Source organism: Sphingomonas albertensis (genome assembly GCF_014358075.1).
GTDB lineage: Bacteria > Pseudomonadota > Alphaproteobacteria > Sphingomonadales > Sphingomonadaceae > Sphingomonas > Sphingomonas albertensis.
The window spans coordinates 33,019-49,581 of the sequence record NZ_JACONT010000006.1 but is presented as its reverse complement, the minus strand read 5'-3'; the positions used below and the strand labels follow the sequence as shown (position 1 = coordinate 49,581).

Below are 16,563 nucleotides of genomic sequence, written 5' to 3'. Positions count from 1 at the left end.
GAGCCGATCATGGCATTGCCGCGCAAACTGAAGAACATGAACCTGTTCAACGAAGGCCAGAGCTATCTGGCCGAGGTCCCCTCGGTCACGCTGCCCAAGCTCACCCGCAAGCTCGAGGAGTATCGCGGCGGGGGCATGGACGGCACTGTCAAGCTCGACATGGGCGCCGAAGCCATGGAGCTGGAATTCACCGCCGGCGGTCCGCTGCGCGACGTCCTGCTGCAGGCCACCGCGCCGACGATCGGCGGGATCTTCCTGCGCTTCGCCGGTCAGTATCAGAACGATTCGGCCGGCACGTCCGATGCTGTCGAGGTGACCGTGCGCGGCCGTCACGAAGAGATCGACATGGGCGAGCAGAAGGTCGGCGAGGGCGGCGAGTTCAAGGTCAAGATGGCGCTCGTCTACTACCGCCTCGAGTGGAACGGCGCCGTCCTGATCGAGATCGACGTCCTCAACATGGTCCACATCGTCGGTGGCGTCGATCGGCTCGCGGACATGCGCGACATCATCCTGTGAGGACGCCCCGGCGCCAGCGCCGGCTCCATGACCATCCCCGCCTCGATCCAAGGAATTTCGCATGACCGACACCAAGACCGAACTCGCCACCGTCAAGCTCGACTTCCCGTTCGCCCGCGGCGACCAGACCATCGAGAAGGTTCAGGTCCGCCGCCCGCGCTCGGGCGAGCTGCGCGGCCTCAACATCGCCGACCTGGTGCAGATGAATGTTGCCGCGACCGCCAAGCTGCTGCCGCGCATCACCATGCCGCCCCTGACCGATGCCGAGATCAACAATCTCGATCCCGCCGACCTGACGCAGTTCGGTATGGAAATTCAGGATTTTTTGTTGCCGAAAGCAGCGAAGGAACAGGACTCCCAGGGCTAGTCGACGACGCGATGGCGGATCTCGCGATCGTCTTCCATTGGCCCCCCGCCGCCATGGACGAGATGACGATCGCCGACCTGATGCGCTGGCGCATGCGTGCAGCCGAGCGACACAACCCGGAAAGCTGACGCCATGGACCGCAACCTCCGGATCCGCATGCTGCTCGAGGCGAGCGACAAGGTCACCAAGCCCTTGCGCGATATCGTCGGCGGATCCGCGAAGGCGGCAGCGGCGCTGAAGGTCACCCGGCAGGGGCTCAAGGATCTGAGCGCGCAGGCACGCGCGATCGGCGAATTTCGGATCGGCCAGGCCAAGGGCGGGGAGATGTTCGGGAAGATCGACGATGCCCGTCGCCGCATTCGGGCCTTGCGCGACGATATCGCCCGCACGGATGCGCCAACCAAACGCATGACCAACGCCCTCGCGTCGGCGGAGGCGGCGGAACGTAAGCTCGTTCACGCCAGCGAGGAGCATAGCGCGGAGCTGACGCGCATGCGGTCGGCGCTGACGTCGGCGGGCGTCGATGTCCGCAACCTCGGCGCCCATGAGCAGCGGCTGCGCGACAACATCGCCGCGACGACCGCCACGATGGGTCAGCAGCGCGCGGAGTTCGACCGCCTCGACGAGCGCCAGACTCGTTTTGCGAGGGCGCGCGCGGGGTTCGCGCGGACGCAGAACATGGCGACCGGCATTGCCGCAGGCGGCGCGGCCGGCATCGCGACGGGCCGGACGCTCGCACGTCCGATCCTCGGAGCGGTCGAGGACGCGCAGGCATATCAGTCGGTCATGACCGACATCGCCCAGAAGGCGGATCTCGGCCGCGATCGTGCTGACCGCATGGGGCGCAACCTTCTCGCGGCTGCGCGCGCCGCAAACCAGATGCCCGACGAACTGCAAAAGGGCGTCGACACGCTGGCGGGGTTCGGCCTCGATCCGACCAAGGCGGTCGCGATGATGAAGCCGATCGGGCGCGCGGCGACTGCGTACAAGGCGGAGATCGCCGACCTGTCCGCCGCGGCGTTTGCCGCCAACGACAATCTGAAGGTGCCGATCGAGCAGACCGGGCGCGTCATCGATATCATGGCGCAGGCCGGCAAAAGCGGTGCGTTCGAGATCAAGGACATGGCGGGCGCGTTCCCGGCGCTGACCGCCGGCTATCAGGCGCTTGGCCAGACCGGTACCGGCGCGGTCGCGGATCTCGCCGCAGCGCTGCAGATCGCACGCAAGGGTGCCGGCGACTCCTCGACCGCGGCGTCGAATGTCGCGAACATCATTCAGAAGATCGCCTCGCCGGCCACGATCAAGGCGTTCTCGAAGTTCGGCATCGATCTGCCGAACGCGCTGAAGAAGGCCTACGCGGACGGCAAGACGCCGCTCGAGGCGATTGCCGAACTAACGAAGAAGGCGACGGGCGGTGATCTCGGCAAGATCGGCTTCCTGTTCGAGGACGCCCAGGTGCAGCAGGGTCTGCGTCCGCTGATTCAGAATATGGAGGAATATCGGCGCATCCGCGCGACCGCGGCCGGCGCGAAGGGCACGACCGACACCGATTTCGCCGAGCGCATGAAGGACTCGGCCGAGCAGACCAAGCAGTTGAAGATCAACGCGCAGGTGCTATCGGTGTCGCTGGGCTCCATGCTCTTGCCGGCGGTCAACGCGATCACGAAACGTGCCTCGGCTCTTGCCAGCGGTCTCGCGCGATGGACCGAACGCCATCCAGTGCTGGCGAAGGCGATCGCGATCAGCGCAGCGGTGCTCGCCCTGCTTTTCATCGTCCTCGGGGGTGCGGCGATCGTCATCGCCGCGATCATGGGGCCGATCGCCATCCTCAACGCCGGCCTGATCGCCATGGGCGTCGCGGGCGGCACCGCGTCTATTGGGCTGCTGCCGATCCTCGGCACCGTTCTCGCGATCGTCGCGGTGATCGCGCTACTCGCGGGCGCGGTGTACCTGATCTACGCGAACTGGGGTCCGATCACCGCGTGGTTCGGCTCGCTGTGGCAGGGGATCGTCGGCGTCGTCACCGGCGTCCTCGGCTGGTTCGGCGCTCTCCCGGCGCGCTTCGGTGAGTTCGGCCGCAACATGATCAGCGGAATGATCAACGGCATCACCGGCATGCTGGGAGCGCTGAAGGCGACGATCGTCGGGGCGGCGTCGTCGGCCGCGAACTGGTTCAAGCAGAAACTCGGCATCCGCTCGCCGTCGCGGGTGTTCGCGGGCTTTGGCGGGTTCATGATGCAGGGCCTCAGCAACGGCATCGCTGGCGGCGCGCGCGAACCGGTACGTCGGATCGACCGCCTGTCGCGCAACCTGACCGGTGCCATGTCCGCCGCCTCGCTACGTCCGCCCGGTATGATGACCGACGAGGATGCGCCGGTGCGCCGGGTTGATAGCCTGTCGCGCCGTCTCACCGCCGCGCTTGCGATCGGCTCGGCGCTGCCGGCGCTGACGCCCGCAACCGCGGCCACGCCTGGCGGATCCGCAGCCTATGGTCGCCCGGCCCCCGCGCCGGCACCGATCACGATGAACATTTACGGGGCGCCAGGCCAAAGCGAGCAGGCTCTTGCCGAGAAGATCGAGCGTGCACTGGAACGCCTACTGAACCGCCAGCGCGCCATGTCGCGATCGTCCTTTTCTGACACGCCTGATGGAGCCGACCTGTGAACATGATGGCCCTCGGCATGTTCGTCTTCTCGCTGCCGACGCTGGCATATCAGGAGATGCAGCGCAAAAGCGCCTGGCGGCACGCGAGGAGCGGCCGGATCGGCGCGATCGACGCGACGCAGTTCGTCGGCCGCGAGAACGATACGATTGGCTTGTCGGGCACGGCCTATGCCGAACTCATGGCGGGGCGCGCTTCGCTTGACGATCTGCGCGACATGGCGGCCAAGGGCGAGGCGTGGCCGCTGATCGACGGCACCGGGCGGGTCTACGGCGCCTTTGTCATCACCGGCATCGACGAAGGCATGAAGGAGTTCTTTGCGGACGGCACGCCGCGGAAGGTCGACTTCACCGTCGAGCTGCTCGAGATCGCCGATAGCGCGGCGGGTGCGGCATGACGGCGGTCAACAACGTCCCCGACTTCAAGGTCACGCTCGATGGCACCGATCTGACCGATCGCATTCGTCCGCGCCTGATCTCGCTGCGCTTGAGCGAGAAACGAGGCGGCGACGCCGACCAGCTCGAGATCACGATCGACGATTCGGATGGCAAGCTCGCGGTGCCGCGTGCTGGCGCGACGCTGACGGTACAGCTCGGCTGGTCCGCCGGCGCCGACGTGACGGTCGGCCTGGTCGACAAGGGCAAATTTACCGTCGACGAGATCGAGCATAGCGGCCCGCCCGACCAGATCACGATCCGCGCACGCGCGGCGGACTTCACCAGCGCCATCGCCATCCGGCGCGAGAAGAGCTGGCACGACACGACGCTGGGCGCGATCGTCAGGGAGATCGCCGGCCGTAACAAGCTGACGCCCCGCTGCGCGCCCGCACTGGCGTCGATTGCAGTCAAGGCGATGGCACAGACCCGGGAAAGCGACATTGCGCTCCTGCGCCGGCTGGGGCGGGAGAACGACGCCACGGCGACGGTGAAGGCCGGCGTGCTGATCCTCGCGCCCACCGGCGCCGCCACGACCGCGACCGGCGCGGCGATCCCCGCGCTCACTATCCGGCGCGGCGATGGCGATCGTCATAGCTTTCGGATCAAGAAGCGCGACGAGGCCGGCAGCGTCTCGGCCGACTGGCACGACCGCAAGGGTGCGAAGAAGAAAACGGTAACGGTCGGCAGCGGTACCGGCGAGACTAAGCGGCTCACGCGCACCTACTCGTCCGAGGATGCCGCCCGCCGCGCCGCGACTGCCGAGCAGGGCCGTGCCGCACGCGAGCCGCGCACGCTGGATCTGGGGCTCGCCCTCGGCCGGTTGGAAATTTACCCTGACCGCCCGGTGACGGTTGCGGGGTTCAAGGCTGAGATTGATGCGGTGAAGTGGCTGGTTTCCGATGTCTCTCACGAACTGATCGCCGATCGCGGTTTCACGACGGCCCTAACGCTGGAGAGCGCAGCGTAGCCGACATTGATTTAATGACGGCTTTCGCCCACATTCGGACGCCCCTGTGGGTAATCCCTAATTCCGAAAGCGGACATCCGCTCAGCAAAATGATCTCCGATGCTCGAGTTTAGAGAGGGAATTTCGAGAAAGCGGCAAAGCTGACGGCTGTCAGCCCCATCGGGCAAAACCGCTGTCCCGCCCGACGATCGTTGCGAGAATTCTAATCTGCCGCGAGCGGCTAAACCTATACCTGAACCGTAGCTCGAAACCCTGCTATCACGAGACGGTGTTAACATGGCACTATCCCAGTCAAGCAACGGTGCATCGGAAGCGACCGTATTCAAACGCCTAACTTGGATGAATCATACACAGCGAATTAGCGGGAGATGGGGCGGGCGCTTGTATCAGAATAAGGATCATGTACGGTTACGCCGTGCGGGCATGATGCGACATTCGTCGCATCAGCTCTTACGGGCTATTCTTATCGACCAAGGGAAACCTTAGCTCGTGCTGCCTTCGAAAGAGGGCGTAGTTGCTTTCATTTACTTATGCCCGCACACCCGGAGTCGCGATGAGTGATAGTAATGAACTAGCTCCCTTATGGCTTACCGCTAAGGCTAGAATAAATTCAGAGCGACGATTGAGAGCGTATGCGCTAATAAGTCACCTTTTGCTAACGTGGTATGCTTTCTGGTCTATCGTTTTTAGTGTTTATCAGTCTAAAATTGGTGGTGCCATCGGCGACGTTGATGCTGCTAATCTCGGTATTATTTTATCGGTGCTGACGTTCGGCTTGTCGCTCGTTATTTCAGGGTTCAAGTTTGAGGAGCGAGCGAGTACGTACCGCGAATGTTACCTAAAATTACAATCGTTGTATCGGAATAAGGACGCAGCAAACCGATTGTCTACTTACCATGATTTGTTAGATCACTATCCGAATCATTCGACTAGCGATAACGATCGCGTTATTTTCGATGGATGGCTACGAAATCAGCGCGTGAGCAATTCCAACGGTTTGATACCCGTTACCGTCCTCCTCGTTGCGACGCAGATCGCTAGAAGACTGGCGGCCTGGATCATTACCGCTGCGCTTTTCTTAGCGCCACCCGTAGCGTTTATGTGCACCTAACGGCTGTGGATCAGCGTATATTTTTTACCGCCGATGCGCTCAAGGCAACATTCGATGGGCATGTTACGAAATCACGCGCGGTTGGACTGGACGGCGTAAGGCTTAATCACTTTAGTAAATCAATAGATGCAGAAGTATCCATCATCGAGCAGAAGGTTTTCTCATCGCTATATGGTTTTACTGGATACCGAGAGAAGCTTATCTCACGGGGTGCATCAAAACTGCCACGGCAGCTTTCGATTCCTACGGTACGCGATCGACTAACCCTAAGATCAATTTGTAACTGTTTGTCAGTGCTTGCTCCTCATGCGCACGCCATGCCGCCTCATGCGCATGTGAAGGCTATTGCAAAACATGTCAGGGGATCGGACGAGCCACTATCATTTTTACGCATGGATGTTCGAGACTTTTTCCCGACTATAAATCACGAACTGCTTACCAATGCCCTTGTAAAAGCGGGCGCTGAACCATTTTTGGTCACGTTGATATTATCTGCGATCCGAAATCCTACGGCTATACGGCGATCCGGTAAAATTAATACGATTGGCGTGCCGCAGGGCCTTAGTATCTCGAATATTCTATCCGCAATATATTTGTCCGAGTTCGATGCCGAACAACGTAAGCAAGGTATCTACCATCGATATGTCGACGACATATTAGTCGTCGCCCCTTCGCAAGAAATAAATAAACGCTATATAAGCCTGTTTACGCAATTAAATGCTCTTTTGCTTAAGCCACATCCATTAGGTGTGCCTGGTAAGACCGAAGAGAAACGAATATCGGAAGGCGTTGATTATCTCGGTTACCGAATAAGCAAGGATGACATTGGAATACGGGCGTCTTCCTATAAAAAGATGTTTGGCAACCTATTGAAGGTTCTAACATCTTTTCGATTTTCTAAATCTATGGAAAAGACGCTATTCAAACTTAACCTTAGGATAACCGGCTGCTTCATTGATGGGCGCAGGCGTGGATGGCTAATGTTTTTCTCCCAGACAGAGAATTTAGGGCAACTAGCCCGGTTGGATAAGTTTGTTGTACAACAGATGACTCGGTTGAAGCTCAGATCTGTATTAGGTGGTCAAGCTACCTTCCTAAGAAGTTATCATGAAATTCGCTATTTCGGAGAGGCCTCGCGCTATATTCCTAACTTCGACACCTACACCCGGTCGGAAAAGGCGCAAACGATCGCATTGCTAACCGATAAGACTCTAGCGGAAGTCGAAGCAAGGAATGCGGAATTTATCGACGAACAGTTCGATAAGCTCATCGCCCGAGAGGTGTCAGACCTTGAGGCAGACGTGTTGGCTGCGCTGTCTTGAGCTGCGACCGACGATAAGCAAGGAACTCTCCCGACAGCTAAAACCGGTGCCGTGCGCTGCGAGCGGAGACGGAGGTAGCCGTTGGAAAAAAGGACAACCTCGCAGTGTCGGTTATTGTCCTCCGCATTCCCGAAAGCCGCCGTTCCGCTTTCCTTCCCATCCCGGCCATTCCGCTAATGCCCGCTAGTATCCCATCGCCTCATCCCACGGCATCACCCGATGGACAGACGACACCTGCTCATTCGGGACTTCGAACTCTGCGGCAGGGTTGAACTGTCGAAGAATCACAACGGTTGGGCGCCGCCGCACCAACTGCTTAATTAGGACGTGACGGATCTCTTCGCCGTCAAATGTTGGACCGCGCAACTGCACCACCACGTCATCACCAACGCCGGGCGACCGCTTAGGATCGACGAGAACACGGCTTCCCGCATCAAATCGCGGCTCCATCGAGTGCCCCGATACCGAGACGACGTAGAGGTCGGGCCTGCCGGTGACGCCGATCGGCCGAGTCATAAAATCAAGGGGTGCGGACATATGCACCTCTGTTTGCTCGACAGTTACTACGATCCCGTTGCAACCGTCGAATTCCAGGTCGGCACCGAGCGCTGTGCCATAGATGGGCAACGTCTTGGGAAGCCGTCGAAGCGCTTCTAGAGTTGTATGGCCGTCCGCCGGGATCGTGCGTTCAATACCCTGATCGCGTCCGAGCAGCCAATCGGAAGTTGTGTCGAGGATATCTGCAATCGCATCGAGCCGGTCGAGCCCCGGCATATGGCCAGCCAGGATCGCGCGAATAGCGTCTGGCTTGTTCAAGGCCGCAATCGACACCTCACGAGCTGACATATTCTTCTCGGCAATCTTCGCCGAGAGTCGCTCTTTCAACACGTCAGGTACGTTCTTTCTCATGCTGCACTCATGACGCATGAAGTGACGCATGGCATGCGGAATATTTACGTTGACGGGTGCCGCAAATGTGACGTAAATATGCGTCATGAGCGCTGCATACCAGAACGCATTGCGAACGATCGCCGACTCGTACGATGCCGAAGTCGCCCGCTGGGGTGGCAAATCGCTGTCGCGAGTTGCAACGATTGTCGTGAGCAGCGGCGCATTTTTCACCCGGTTGCGCGACGGAAAGACCTTCTCCGTCACCAATCTGGAAAAGTTCGCTTCGTGGTTTCGGGTACCTGCGAATTGGCCTGATCATACAATACCCCGTGACGCGGTTGCCGCATTAATCAGCATCGGTCGCCCACCTCTCCCTGCTAACGCCATGCCGCATCTATACGGCGCGACTCACGCATCCGTCGCTTTCGATCGATTGCCGGTTTTGAAGCGGGCAGGAGCATGACGATCGCGCGCCCGCCTAAAACGTTCGCGCAGGCAACGACGACGATCGCTGGTTTGCTGAGCTGGGAGGCCATGAGGAAGATCGTCAAGCGGTCGACGCGTACGATCCGGTACTGGAGCCAGCCGAACTGCAAGACGACGCCGATGCTGCACCAAGCGGCTGCGCTCGATGCCGCGTATCTCGCAGCCGGCGGTGAATATGCACCCTATGCCCAGGCACTCGCGTTCGCGGTCGACGTCGAATATTCCAGCGAGATTGCCTGTTACCGGGCGCTCGCTGCCGACACCGCCAAGTTCGTTCGCGAAGCCGGCGAACTCAGTGCAGCCCTTATTGAAGCCGGTCAACCCGGTGCCTCCCCGCACGCCCATAGTCGTGCGCTGGTCGAGGCGCAGGACGTTGAGACGGCACTTGGCGCGCTCATGCGACGCCTACCCAAATTCTTCCGGTTCGGCGCGGGGTCGCACTCGGGGAACACCGGGGGGACCCAATGACTATTTCGAAGCCTACCAAGCACAGAATTCCCGGGCTTTCCTGTCCGCATTGCGACGGTCCGGCTGGCATCCGTAACAGCGCAGCACTGACTACGACGGTTCGTCACATTCGCTATCGCTGTGAGAATGACGAGTGCGGTCATGTGTTCGTCGCCGAGCTGCAGGTCATCCGCACGATCGTGCCGAGCGCCCGTCCGAACCCGGAGGTCCGCCTCCCTTTTTCGAACCCGAACGTCGGTCGGACCCGACCGGTACCGGCGAATGACGACACCCGCACACCGGCCAACGACGACGTCGCGACGTCGCCGGCCGTGATCGGACCCGCGCCCAGCTGAACCCGCGGGGTACGCCGCGCCCGTCATCCCCGCTGACTGAACACCCGGCCGCAAGCTCCCCGCTTTCGGCGACGCCACACCTTTGCCTGAAGAGGATTGAACCATGCTTCATGTATCATCGTCGACCCACCGCTGTTTGGCGCTCAAGACTGCGCCGATCGCGCCGGTCACCCCGGCAGGGTACCTTCGTCTCCGCCGAAACGCCGCTGGCGTTTCGGTAGCAGACGCCGCCAAAGTCATCGCACCGAATAATCGGGCTAAAGGCGCTGCGTTAATCCGCCTGCTTGAAACCGACGGTGCCGCTGCCCGGTATGTCGAAACGATCCACGCACTCCGCGACGCATACCCTGTCGACGCCGATGTCTACCTCCAGCTGCGCGACGGCCCAGCCGCTACGCATCCGCGAATTTGCGCCGGTTGCGGATGCAGTCATTGGGATCCGTGCGTCGCGCCCGATGACGTCGGCACTTGCACGTTCGCGGACGAAAAGACCTGCACGCGCTGCAGCGGTGCGGCCTTTCCGCTCACGGTGTACCAGTGAACGTCGCCACCGCTTCGACGGCGCCGCGCCAGGTCGAACGTTGCATGCGTCGCCGCCGCACCGCAAAGGTGGTCCTGCTGATTGCGTTCGCTTTCGTGTGGATCCCGGTCGCCATCATGATGGTCGTCGCGGGCATGCCGGATCGGCGCGCGTAATGTCGGTTGCTCTGTTTCACGACATCGGTGTCGGACTGTTCGTCGCCTCCGGTGCGACCGCGGCTGGCGCCATTGCCAACAGCCTAATTCCGCAGTGGCCGCGCATCGTCAGGCTTGCCCTCGGTGAGATCGAACTGCCGCTGCAAGTGTCGGACGGCATTTCACACCCTTCGACGAATGGCAGTCGTCATCAACGCATCCAAAAGCAGGGTCATTCATGATGATCAGCGCTTCGCACAATGATGCTCGCGAGGCCCCGGTGTTTTCACAGTCAATCAACTGTTCCCCAATGCGGGAACAGCGGGGCTATCCGATCGAGATATGGCGGATGGTGGGCATGCAAACCGCGTTCGAAATCCTCGGCGGTAAGGGCAGGCTGGCGAGCGCTCTAGGCATCACCGTTCGCTCGCTGAACTACAAGTTAAACGCTGAGCGTGGCGTGTCAAACTTGGACCTGACGTTGGCGGCAAGCACGCTCGAAACACGCGGCAAGAAGATGCTCGATCATGCCCGCAAGCTACGTGATGGGATCGAACCTCAAGCCAAATGCATGGGAACTGCTGAATGAGCGCGCGCGCCCTGATCCGACAAGCTGATCTTGCGCGTGTTCTTCGCGCTGCGGAGAAAGTCGGCATCCCCGTTCGGGTTGAGATCGAGCCCGGCCGGATCGTTGTCACGACGGGCAGGGATATCGTGCCCGCAGGCGCCAACAGCTTAGACGAGATGTTTGCATGAAGCGGCGTTGGCTACCGAAGCATGTCAGCACGTTTCGTGATCGGCACGGTAAGGCTCATTACCGGTATCGTCGCACCGGCTTCGTCACCTACTATTTCAAGAACGAGCCCGGGACCGAGGCGTTTCTCGCAGAGCTGCGTGCGTGCAACGACGGCGTTAGCGCCCCGGAGATCGAAGTCGGCGCCAACCGTGCTGCCGTCGGGACGTTCGACGACCTGCTTTCCCGCTATTATCGCTCGCCGGATTTCCTCGATCCAGGCGAGCGTACGCGCGTTGTCTATCGGGGAACGCTCGAGCGCTGGCGTTCGCGGACGCGCAAGGGGCGGCGTTACGGCGAGATCATGGTGCGTGAGCTGCAGCCGCGTCATGTCGAGGCGATGCTTGCGGAACTCCTGCCGCACCGGACGTCTGCGAACATGCTCCGCAAACGGCTCTCTGCGCTGATGAAGTTCGCCATGCGCATCGGCATGGCCGGCACGAACCCGGTCATCGTCACGCGTCCCTTCAAGGTTAGCGGCGGAGGGTTCCACAGTTGGACCGAGGAAGAGATCGCGGCTTACGAACGGCGCCATCCGATCGGTACGGTCGCGCGCCTTGCGTTCGACCTGATGATCTGGACGGGCCAGCGCGGCGGTGACGCTCGCAAGATGGGTCCGGCCAGCGTCCATGACACCCGGCTCGAACTGACTCAGGAAAAGACGAAAGTCTTCGTGTCGCTGCCGATCATGCCCGGCTTGGCGGAATCGATCCTCGCAACGCCGACGGTAGGCGCGTTCTTTGTCGTCACCGAATTCGGCAAGCAATTCTCGGTAAAGGGTTTCGGCAACAAATTTCGCCAATGGTGTGACGAGGCCGGCTTGCCGAACTGCTCGGCTCACGGCCTTCGCAAGGCCGCCGCGCGGCGATTCGCCGAGGCAGGTTGCTCGAACCAAGAGATCAAGGCCTGGACCGGTCACACGACCGACAGCGAGGTCGCGCGCTACACCGCAGCAGCCGACCAGCGCACGCTTTCAGACACCGCCGCCGACAAGCTTCTGGCTAACCTTGCGGAAAGGTTAGCCAAAGATGCCGCTAAGGCGTTGAAATTAGGGGAAAATAAGTGAAGTTTGGTGCACCCGACTGGATTCGAACCAGTGGCCTCTGCCTTCGGAGGGCAGCGCTCTATCCAGCTGAGCTACGGGTGCCGGATGGCTCGCCTAGCAAAGCGAAACGGGGTGCGCCAGACGTTTTCGTGTTCAGGGCTCCCCGGGTGTCGGATCGGCGAGCGCTTCCGGTGATACAGGCGTCGCCGATTTGCTCTTCGGTGGCGGCGTCTTCGGCTTGTACGCGCAGAGATCGCTGACGATGCAGCGCCAGCATTCGGGCGTCCGCGCCTTGCAGACATAGCGGCCGTGCAGGATCAGCCAGTGATGCGCGTGCAGGCGGAACGGTTGCGGCGTGGCCTTGTCGAGTTTCAGTTCGACCGCGAGCGGAGTCTTGCCGCGGGCGAGGCCGGTGCGGTTGCCGACGCGGAAGATGTGCGTGTCGACCGCGAAGGTCTCCGCGCCGAACGCGACGTTCAGTACCACGTTCGCGGTCTTGCGTCCGACGCCGGGCAGGCGCTCCAAGGCGGCGCGGTCGTTCGGGACTTCGCCGCCGTAATCGTCGATCAGCATCTGCGAGAGCGCGATGACGTTCTTCGCCTTGGTGTTGAACAGCCCGATCGTCTTGATGTGGCGCTTCAGCTCGTCGAGCCCGAGCGCGACCATCTTCTTGGGCGTGTCGACCTCGCGGAACAGCGCGCGCGTCGCCTTGTTGACGCCGATGTCGGTGGCTTGTGCAGACAAGGCCACCGCGACGACGAGCGTGTACGGATTGACGAATTCGAGTTCGGTCTCGGGGTGCGGGTCGGCTTCGGCCAGGCGCGCGTAGAACTCGATGACGTCGGCCCTCTTCACTGCCTTACAGTCCGAGCACGTCGCCCATCCGGTAGCGGCCGGCAGGTTGTCCCGCGAGCCAGATCGCCGCACGGACCGCGCCGCGTGCGAAGATCGAGCGATCGTCGCCGCGGTGGTTGAGTTCGATCCGCTCGCCTTCGCCTGCGAAGATCACGCTATGGTCGCCGATCACCGATCCGCCGCGCAAGCTGGCGAAGCCGATCGTGCCTTCGGTGCGTGCGCCGACCAGGCCGGCGCGGCTGTCGACCCGGAGTTCGGCGAGCGACGAGCCGCGGCCCTTGGCTGCGGCGTCGCCCAGCAGCAGCGCGGTGCCCGACGGCGCATCGACCTTGTGCTTGTGATGCATCTCGACGATCTCGACGTCCCAGTCGGCGCCAAGCCGCGCGGCGGCCTCGCGGACCAGGATGCCGAGCAGGGTCACGCCGAGCGAGGTGTTGCCGGTCTGGAGGATCGCGATGTCGGCGGCGGCGGCGTCGATCATCGACTGGTGCTGCGGCGACAGGCCGGTCGTGCCGATCACGATAGCGGTACCAGCGGCGCGCGCGGCGGCGAGATGTGCTTCGACCGCGGAGGGGGTCGAGAAATCGACCAGCACGTTGGCGGTCCGTGCGAGCGGGGCGGGGTCTTCGCCGGCATCGACGCCGCCGGCGAGCGACGCGCCCGCCGCTTCGATCGCATCGACGATCGCGCGGCCCATGCGTCCGGCGCTGCCGTAGATGCCGATCGCGGGCGAACTGGTGGCGGTCGGGGCGGGGTGGGGCGCGAGCGTCTGCATGCGTCGCGCTTTGCACCAAGCGGCGGTTCGGGGACAGGGGGGAGCGGTAGCCTGAGGTAATTTCTCCGCGAAAGATGACGTGGTCGGTGGTGCGGTACCGGCCGTGCGCTGTCGGCCTCAGGGGCGGGCGATCAGGTCTCGCACGAGGTCAAGGTCGGCTGGCTTGTCGACATCGACCGCCGCGAGGCCGAACGGGGTCGCCACCGCGGCGGCATGGAGACCGGCGAGACGTCCGAGATGCGCGAGTGCGGCGACCAGCGTCAGGCGACCGGACATGTACCGGACCAGCGTGCCGATCCCGAGCCGGCGGACGATCCGCCATGGCCGCTTTCGATCCGCCTCGACCTGCGCCCACAGATCGAGTGCGGCGACCGACCGGGGCGTGGCGAAGTGGAACAGGTTGCAGCCCGACCACGCGCCATCGGCGAAGCGGAGATAGGTGCGGCGCGTGCCGGGCGCGGCGGCCTCGATCACGTCCTGGCGGGCGAGCAGCGCGGCGACGTCGGCGTGCGCGGGTGCATCGGCAAGGAAGCGCGTGATCCATTCGGGTCGGAGCAGCGCGTGATCCGCAGTGGTGACGAGCAGCGGCGTGCCGAGTGTCTCGATGCCGTCGCGGACGCTGCAGCTGGGGCCGGATGCGGCGGTCAGGACGGTGAGGTCTAGCGCGGTGGCGGCAGCGCGGACGGTGTCGTCGGATACCGAGACTGCGATCTGCGTTGCACCGGCCTCGCGCAACGCCTTGGCGACGCGGGCGAGCAGGGTCTGGCCGTCGAGTTCGATCAGCGCCTTGTGCGAGACGCCGGCATAGGCCGCGACGGGGTCGACGCCGCCGCGCGATCCGGCGAGGATCAGCGCGCTGAAACCTTGGCCAGCAGAGGCGCTCATACCGCTTTGGGGCCGGTACGCGCGCGCCAGACCCGCCAGAACACGCCGGGCGCCGCGAGGATCGGATGTTTCTCGCGCCACGGGGTCAGCGGCACGGCGACGCCGGTGTGGCGTTCGACCTTCCAGATGCCGTAGCGGGCGGCGCCCTCGAAGGTGAAGGCGGCGCGTACCAGGCGGGCGACGTTGATCGGTTTGCCGGCGCGGCGGCGGTGGGCCCAGGCCTGGAGCAGTGCGCGACGTCGTGCCGGCGCCAGGTCGGGCTTCAACACGCCGGCCTCGTCGCGGAAGGCGATGCCGTCGGCGGTCCAGGCGAGCGGGAGGAGTTCGGCATAGCGCGCGGGGTCGAAGCCGAGGATCTGCCCCTCACGGCCCTTGCGTTCGACGCGGAGTTCGGCGGCGTAGGTCTGGCGGAACAGAGCGCGCCAATACTCGTCGGCGGTGCCCGTCTCGGGGCCGAGCGCGGCGGCAAAGCGCGCGGCGGACTTGGCCGCGTCGGCGATGGCCTCGGCAACCTGCGTCGCGGTCTCCGGATCGCGCACCCAGACGAGCGCGGAGGGTTGCACGAAGCGGGTCCAGATCGTCGTGTCGAGCGTCCGCGCCGCCGCCGCCTTGGCAAAGGTCGCGAGGCGCATGGTCGCGATCTTGGCGCGCAACGTCTCGCCGCGCAGGTCGAATTCGCGGTAGCTGACGGTCGGCCACATGCCGCGCTCGGGGGGGCCTGCGGTCAGCACGTAGAAATCGAGCACGCCCTCGGTCGCGCCGGTGCGCAGGTTCGAGCCGTAGAACAGCACCGCCACGGTCCCGGGCGCGCTCTCGGCGAGTATCGCAGAGACGTCGCGGACCGCGGGGATGGTGGGGACGTGCAACTGGCGGCGGACGACGTCGCCGAGCGTGATCACGGGACGACGAAACTGAGCGCGCGCGCTTCGCGGACGGTCAGGTCGCCGCCGGGATAGACTTCGCCGTCGAGGATGAAGCCCGAGTCGATCGACAGGTCGAAGCTCGGTGTATCGATCCGGTGATAGCCCGCGCGATCGAGCCAGGCGGCGGGCGAGCCGGCGACGATCAGCGGCGTCGCGGCGGCAAGCCAGCGCGGCGGCGCATCGACCACCAGCGTCTTCAGCCCGGCGCGTGGTACGCCGAATGGACGGATACCGATCGGCATGCGCTTCAGCGTCGAGGCGAGCAGGATGTAGCGCGCGCGATCGGTGTCGGCATGCTTGCCCGCGGCGTGCGCGCCCTCGTCGCCGCGCGACTGGAAGCGGATCCGCATCCGGTTGCCGGCGCGCCATGCGCTGTTGGCGCCGCCGAACAGCGTCTGCAGGATCGCCCAGCACAGCGCGAGCCCGACCGCGACGCCGTTGAAGGCGCCAGCGCGGTGGGTGCGCTGCGCGAGCGCGGTGGCATCGACGAACGCGCCTGCGCCGAACAGGAAGCCGCACAGTTTCGCGCCGCTGTCCTTGCGGATCACCTCGACCGGGCTGCGCAGCTTGACGCGACCATGCCGCGCCGCGGTCAGCGCCTGATCGAGCGTCCAGGTATCGGGGATGCCGAGATCGAGTGCGAGCGCGTTGGTCTTGCCCGAGGGAACGATCGCGACGCGCGGTGCGGCACCGGTCCAGATGCGCGCGGCGGCGGTCATCACGTCGCGGATCGTGCCGTCGCCACCGTCGATCACGAGCAGTTCGATGCCGTGGCGCGCGAAATCGGTCAGCACCTCGGCCAGTTCGGCCTGGGTGCGCGGCGTGACGGCCAGCACCGTGCCCGACAGGAACGGCTTGGTCGCCTCGACGCTGCTGCGGTTGCGATGGCTCTTCGGGTTGCAGATGATGCCGGTGCGAATCTTCGCGGCTGCCTCGCGCGGGTTCACGCTGGCGCGTTCGGACGCAGCCGAATCGAACATCCCCTCAGGCAGCCACGCGGGTGCGACTGGAGGGGAGAGCGATTGCCTGCCAAAGGCGTCGAAGTTCGAA

The 16,563-nt window shown here is 63.4% G+C and carries 22 protein-coding genes and 1 tRNA gene; 15 read left to right on the top strand and 8 right to left on the bottom strand.

All coding sequences use genetic code 11. The annotated features are described in order from the left end of the window. The first annotated feature begins 9 nt into the window (after positions 1-9). The 8 genes from H8S47_RS04470 to H8S47_RS04435 all read left to right on the top strand — a co-directional run bounded on the left by H8S47_RS04470 (position 10) and on the right by H8S47_RS04435 (position 7,382). A complete protein-coding gene (locus H8S47_RS04470) occupies positions 10-516 on the top strand; it encodes a phage major tail tube protein (protein ID WP_187502718.1) in 507 nt (168 codons plus the stop codon). Positions 517-577: 61 nt separating this feature from the next. Further along, positions 578-883 (top strand): phage tail assembly protein, encoded by a 306-nt coding sequence (locus tag H8S47_RS04465; RefSeq protein WP_187502717.1) that lies wholly within the window; start codon positions 578-580, stop codon positions 881-883. An 11-nt stretch (positions 884-894) separates the two neighbouring features. Then, entirely contained in the window at positions 895-1,011 is a 117-nt protein-coding gene (locus H8S47_RS04460; protein WP_187502716.1) for a GpE family phage tail protein, read from the top strand. Positions 1,012-1,015: 4 nt separating this feature from the next. Further along, positions 1,016-3,547: a phage tail tape measure protein gene (locus H8S47_RS04455; protein ID WP_187502715.1), complete on the top strand. Its 2,532-nt coding sequence runs from the start codon at positions 1,016-1,018 to the stop codon at positions 3,545-3,547. A 2-nt stretch (positions 3,548-3,549) separates the two neighbouring features. Beyond that, a complete protein-coding gene (locus tag H8S47_RS04450) occupies positions 3,550-3,942 on the top strand; it encodes a phage tail protein (protein ID WP_328805427.1) in 393 nt (130 codons plus the stop codon). Further along, entirely contained in the window at positions 3,939-4,949 is a 1,011-nt protein-coding gene (locus H8S47_RS04445) for a contractile injection system protein, VgrG/Pvc8 family (protein ID WP_187502714.1), read from the top strand. Before H8S47_RS04450 ends, H8S47_RS04445 begins: the two co-directional genes overlap by 4 nt. Positions 4,950-5,502: 553 nt before the next feature. Further along, positions 5,503-6,060, top strand: coding sequence for an SLATT domain-containing protein (locus H8S47_RS19185; protein ID WP_187502713.1), 558 nt, complete (start codon positions 5,503-5,505; stop codon positions 6,058-6,060). A gap of 5 nt (positions 6,061-6,065) precedes the next feature. Continuing rightward, positions 6,066-7,382: a reverse transcriptase domain-containing protein gene (locus H8S47_RS04435; protein WP_187502712.1), complete on the top strand. Its 1,317-nt coding sequence runs from the start codon at positions 6,066-6,068 to the stop codon at positions 7,380-7,382. 183 nt (positions 7,383-7,565) lie between these two features. Here H8S47_RS04435 and H8S47_RS19115 read toward each other — a convergent pair whose 3' ends face one another. Next, the gene (locus tag H8S47_RS19115; protein ID WP_187502711.1) at positions 7,566-8,537 is read right to left on the bottom strand and encodes a S24 family peptidase; all 972 of its coding nucleotides are present in this window, start codon (positions 8,535-8,537) and stop codon (positions 7,566-7,568) included. 270 nt (positions 8,538-8,807) lie between these two features. Between H8S47_RS19115 and H8S47_RS04425 the strand changes: the two genes are divergently transcribed. Then, complete coding sequence (locus H8S47_RS04425; RefSeq protein ID WP_187502710.1) at positions 8,808-9,227, top strand: hypothetical protein; 420 nt, start codon at positions 8,808-8,810, stop codon at positions 9,225-9,227. Then, entirely contained in the window at positions 9,224-9,562 is a 339-nt protein-coding gene (locus H8S47_RS04420; RefSeq protein ID WP_187502709.1) for an Ogr/Delta-like zinc finger protein, read from the top strand. Before H8S47_RS04425 ends, H8S47_RS04420 begins: the two co-directional genes overlap by 4 nt. Positions 9,563-9,833: 271 nt before the next feature. On the opposite strand, the gene H8S47_RS04415 is transcribed toward H8S47_RS04420, so the two are convergent. Beyond that, on the bottom strand, positions 9,834-9,995 hold the full coding sequence (locus H8S47_RS04415) for a hypothetical protein (RefSeq protein ID WP_187502708.1): 162 nt from the start codon (positions 9,993-9,995) through the stop codon (positions 9,834-9,836). Between the two features lie 104 nt (positions 9,996-10,099). Here H8S47_RS04415 and H8S47_RS04410 point away from each other — a divergent pair, with 104 nt between their 5' ends. Genes H8S47_RS04410 through H8S47_RS04390 form a run of 5 tightly spaced genes read left to right on the top strand, consistent with a single transcriptional unit; the run spans position 10,100 to position 12,096 of the window. Beyond that, positions 10,100-10,258, top strand: a complete 159-nt coding sequence (locus tag H8S47_RS04410) for a hypothetical protein (RefSeq protein ID WP_187502707.1) — start codon at positions 10,100-10,102, stop codon at positions 10,256-10,258. Further along, on the top strand, positions 10,258-10,479 hold the full coding sequence (locus H8S47_RS04405; protein ID WP_187502706.1) for a hypothetical protein: 222 nt from the start codon (positions 10,258-10,260) through the stop codon (positions 10,477-10,479). Before H8S47_RS04410 ends, H8S47_RS04405 begins: the two co-directional genes overlap by 1 nt. Beyond that, positions 10,476-10,826, top strand: a complete 351-nt coding sequence (locus tag H8S47_RS04400) for a hypothetical protein (protein WP_187502705.1) — start codon at positions 10,476-10,478, stop codon at positions 10,824-10,826. The genes H8S47_RS04405 and H8S47_RS04400 overlap by 4 nt, the downstream gene beginning before the upstream one ends. Then, entirely contained in the window at positions 10,823-10,993 is a 171-nt protein-coding gene (locus H8S47_RS04395; protein ID WP_187502704.1) for a hypothetical protein, read from the top strand. Before H8S47_RS04400 ends, H8S47_RS04395 begins: the two co-directional genes overlap by 4 nt. Next, on the top strand, positions 10,990-12,096 hold the full coding sequence (locus H8S47_RS04390; protein ID WP_187502703.1) for a site-specific integrase: 1,107 nt from the start codon (positions 10,990-10,992) through the stop codon (positions 12,094-12,096). The genes H8S47_RS04395 and H8S47_RS04390 overlap by 4 nt, the downstream gene beginning before the upstream one ends. A 4-nt stretch (positions 12,097-12,100) precedes the next feature. On the opposite strand, the gene H8S47_RS04385 is transcribed toward H8S47_RS04390, so the two are convergent. The 6 genes from H8S47_RS04385 to H8S47_RS04360 all read right to left on the bottom strand — a co-directional run bounded on the left by H8S47_RS04385 (position 12,101) and on the right by H8S47_RS04360 (position 16,493). Beyond that, positions 12,101-12,177, bottom strand: a tRNA-Arg gene (locus H8S47_RS04385). Between the two features lie 51 nt (positions 12,178-12,228). Then, positions 12,229-12,930, bottom strand: a complete 702-nt coding sequence (nth, locus tag H8S47_RS04380) for an endonuclease III (protein ID WP_187502702.1) — start codon at positions 12,928-12,930, stop codon at positions 12,229-12,231. Positions 12,931-12,934: 4 nt separating this feature from the next. After that, positions 12,935-13,705 (bottom strand): 4-hydroxy-tetrahydrodipicolinate reductase, encoded by a 771-nt coding sequence (gene dapB, locus H8S47_RS04375; RefSeq protein ID WP_187502701.1) that lies wholly within the window; start codon positions 13,703-13,705, stop codon positions 12,935-12,937. 117 nt (positions 13,706-13,822) lie between these two features. Next, positions 13,823-14,590: a nucleotidyltransferase family protein gene (locus H8S47_RS04370; protein ID WP_187502700.1), complete on the bottom strand. Its 768-nt coding sequence runs from the start codon at positions 14,588-14,590 to the stop codon at positions 13,823-13,825. Beyond that, positions 14,587-15,489, bottom strand: a complete 903-nt coding sequence (locus tag H8S47_RS04365) for a hypothetical protein (RefSeq protein ID WP_187502699.1) — start codon at positions 15,487-15,489, stop codon at positions 14,587-14,589. Before H8S47_RS04365 ends, H8S47_RS04370 begins: the two co-directional genes overlap by 4 nt. After that, complete coding sequence (locus H8S47_RS04360) at positions 15,486-16,493, bottom strand: diacylglycerol/lipid kinase family protein (protein ID WP_187502698.1); 1,008 nt, start codon at positions 16,491-16,493, stop codon at positions 15,486-15,488. The genes H8S47_RS04365 and H8S47_RS04360 overlap by 4 nt, the downstream gene beginning before the upstream one ends. Between the last annotated feature and the right edge of the window lie 70 nt (positions 16,494-16,563).

Excerpts from the sequence above, each read along its gene's own strand:
- H8S47_RS04415 (WP_187502708.1), bottom strand. The coding sequence starts at position 9,995 with ATGACTGCATCCGCAACCGGCGCAAATTCGCGGATGCGTAGCGGCTGG.
- dapB (WP_187502701.1), bottom strand. The coding sequence starts at position 13,705 with ATGCAGACGCTCGCGCCCCACCCCGCCCCGACCGCCACCAGTTCGCCC.
- H8S47_RS04445 (WP_187502714.1), top strand. The coding sequence starts at position 3,939 with ATGACGGCGGTCAACAACGTCCCCGACTTCAAGGTCACGCTCGATGGC.
- H8S47_RS04470 (WP_187502718.1), top strand. The coding sequence starts at position 10 with ATGGCATTGCCGCGCAAACTGAAGAACATGAACCTGTTCAACGAAGGC.
- H8S47_RS04450 (WP_328805427.1), top strand. The coding sequence starts at position 3,550 with ATGATGGCCCTCGGCATGTTCGTCTTCTCGCTGCCGACGCTGGCATAT.
- H8S47_RS04425 (WP_187502710.1), top strand. The coding sequence starts at position 8,808 with ATGAGGAAGATCGTCAAGCGGTCGACGCGTACGATCCGGTACTGGAGC.
- H8S47_RS04370 (WP_187502700.1), bottom strand. The coding sequence starts at position 14,590 with ATGAGCGCCTCTGCTGGCCAAGGTTTCAGCGCGCTGATCCTCGCCGGA.
- H8S47_RS19185 (WP_187502713.1), top strand. The coding sequence starts at position 5,503 with ATGAGTGATAGTAATGAACTAGCTCCCTTATGGCTTACCGCTAAGGCT.
- H8S47_RS04400 (WP_187502705.1), top strand. The coding sequence starts at position 10,476 with ATGATGATCAGCGCTTCGCACAATGATGCTCGCGAGGCCCCGGTGTTT.
- H8S47_RS04395 (WP_187502704.1), top strand. The coding sequence starts at position 10,823 with ATGAGCGCGCGCGCCCTGATCCGACAAGCTGATCTTGCGCGTGTTCTT.
- H8S47_RS04405 (WP_187502706.1), top strand. The coding sequence starts at position 10,258 with ATGTCGGTTGCTCTGTTTCACGACATCGGTGTCGGACTGTTCGTCGCC.
- H8S47_RS04360 (WP_187502698.1), bottom strand. The coding sequence starts at position 16,493 with ATGTTCGATTCGGCTGCGTCCGAACGCGCCAGCGTGAACCCGCGCGAG.
- H8S47_RS04465 (WP_187502717.1), top strand. The coding sequence starts at position 578 with ATGACCGACACCAAGACCGAACTCGCCACCGTCAAGCTCGACTTCCCG.
- H8S47_RS04390 (WP_187502703.1), top strand. The coding sequence starts at position 10,990 with ATGAAGCGGCGTTGGCTACCGAAGCATGTCAGCACGTTTCGTGATCGG.
- H8S47_RS04455 (WP_187502715.1), top strand. The coding sequence starts at position 1,016 with ATGGACCGCAACCTCCGGATCCGCATGCTGCTCGAGGCGAGCGACAAG.
- H8S47_RS04420 (WP_187502709.1), top strand. The coding sequence starts at position 9,224 with ATGACTATTTCGAAGCCTACCAAGCACAGAATTCCCGGGCTTTCCTGT.
- H8S47_RS04460 (WP_187502716.1), top strand. The coding sequence starts at position 895 with ATGGCGGATCTCGCGATCGTCTTCCATTGGCCCCCCGCCGCCATGGAC.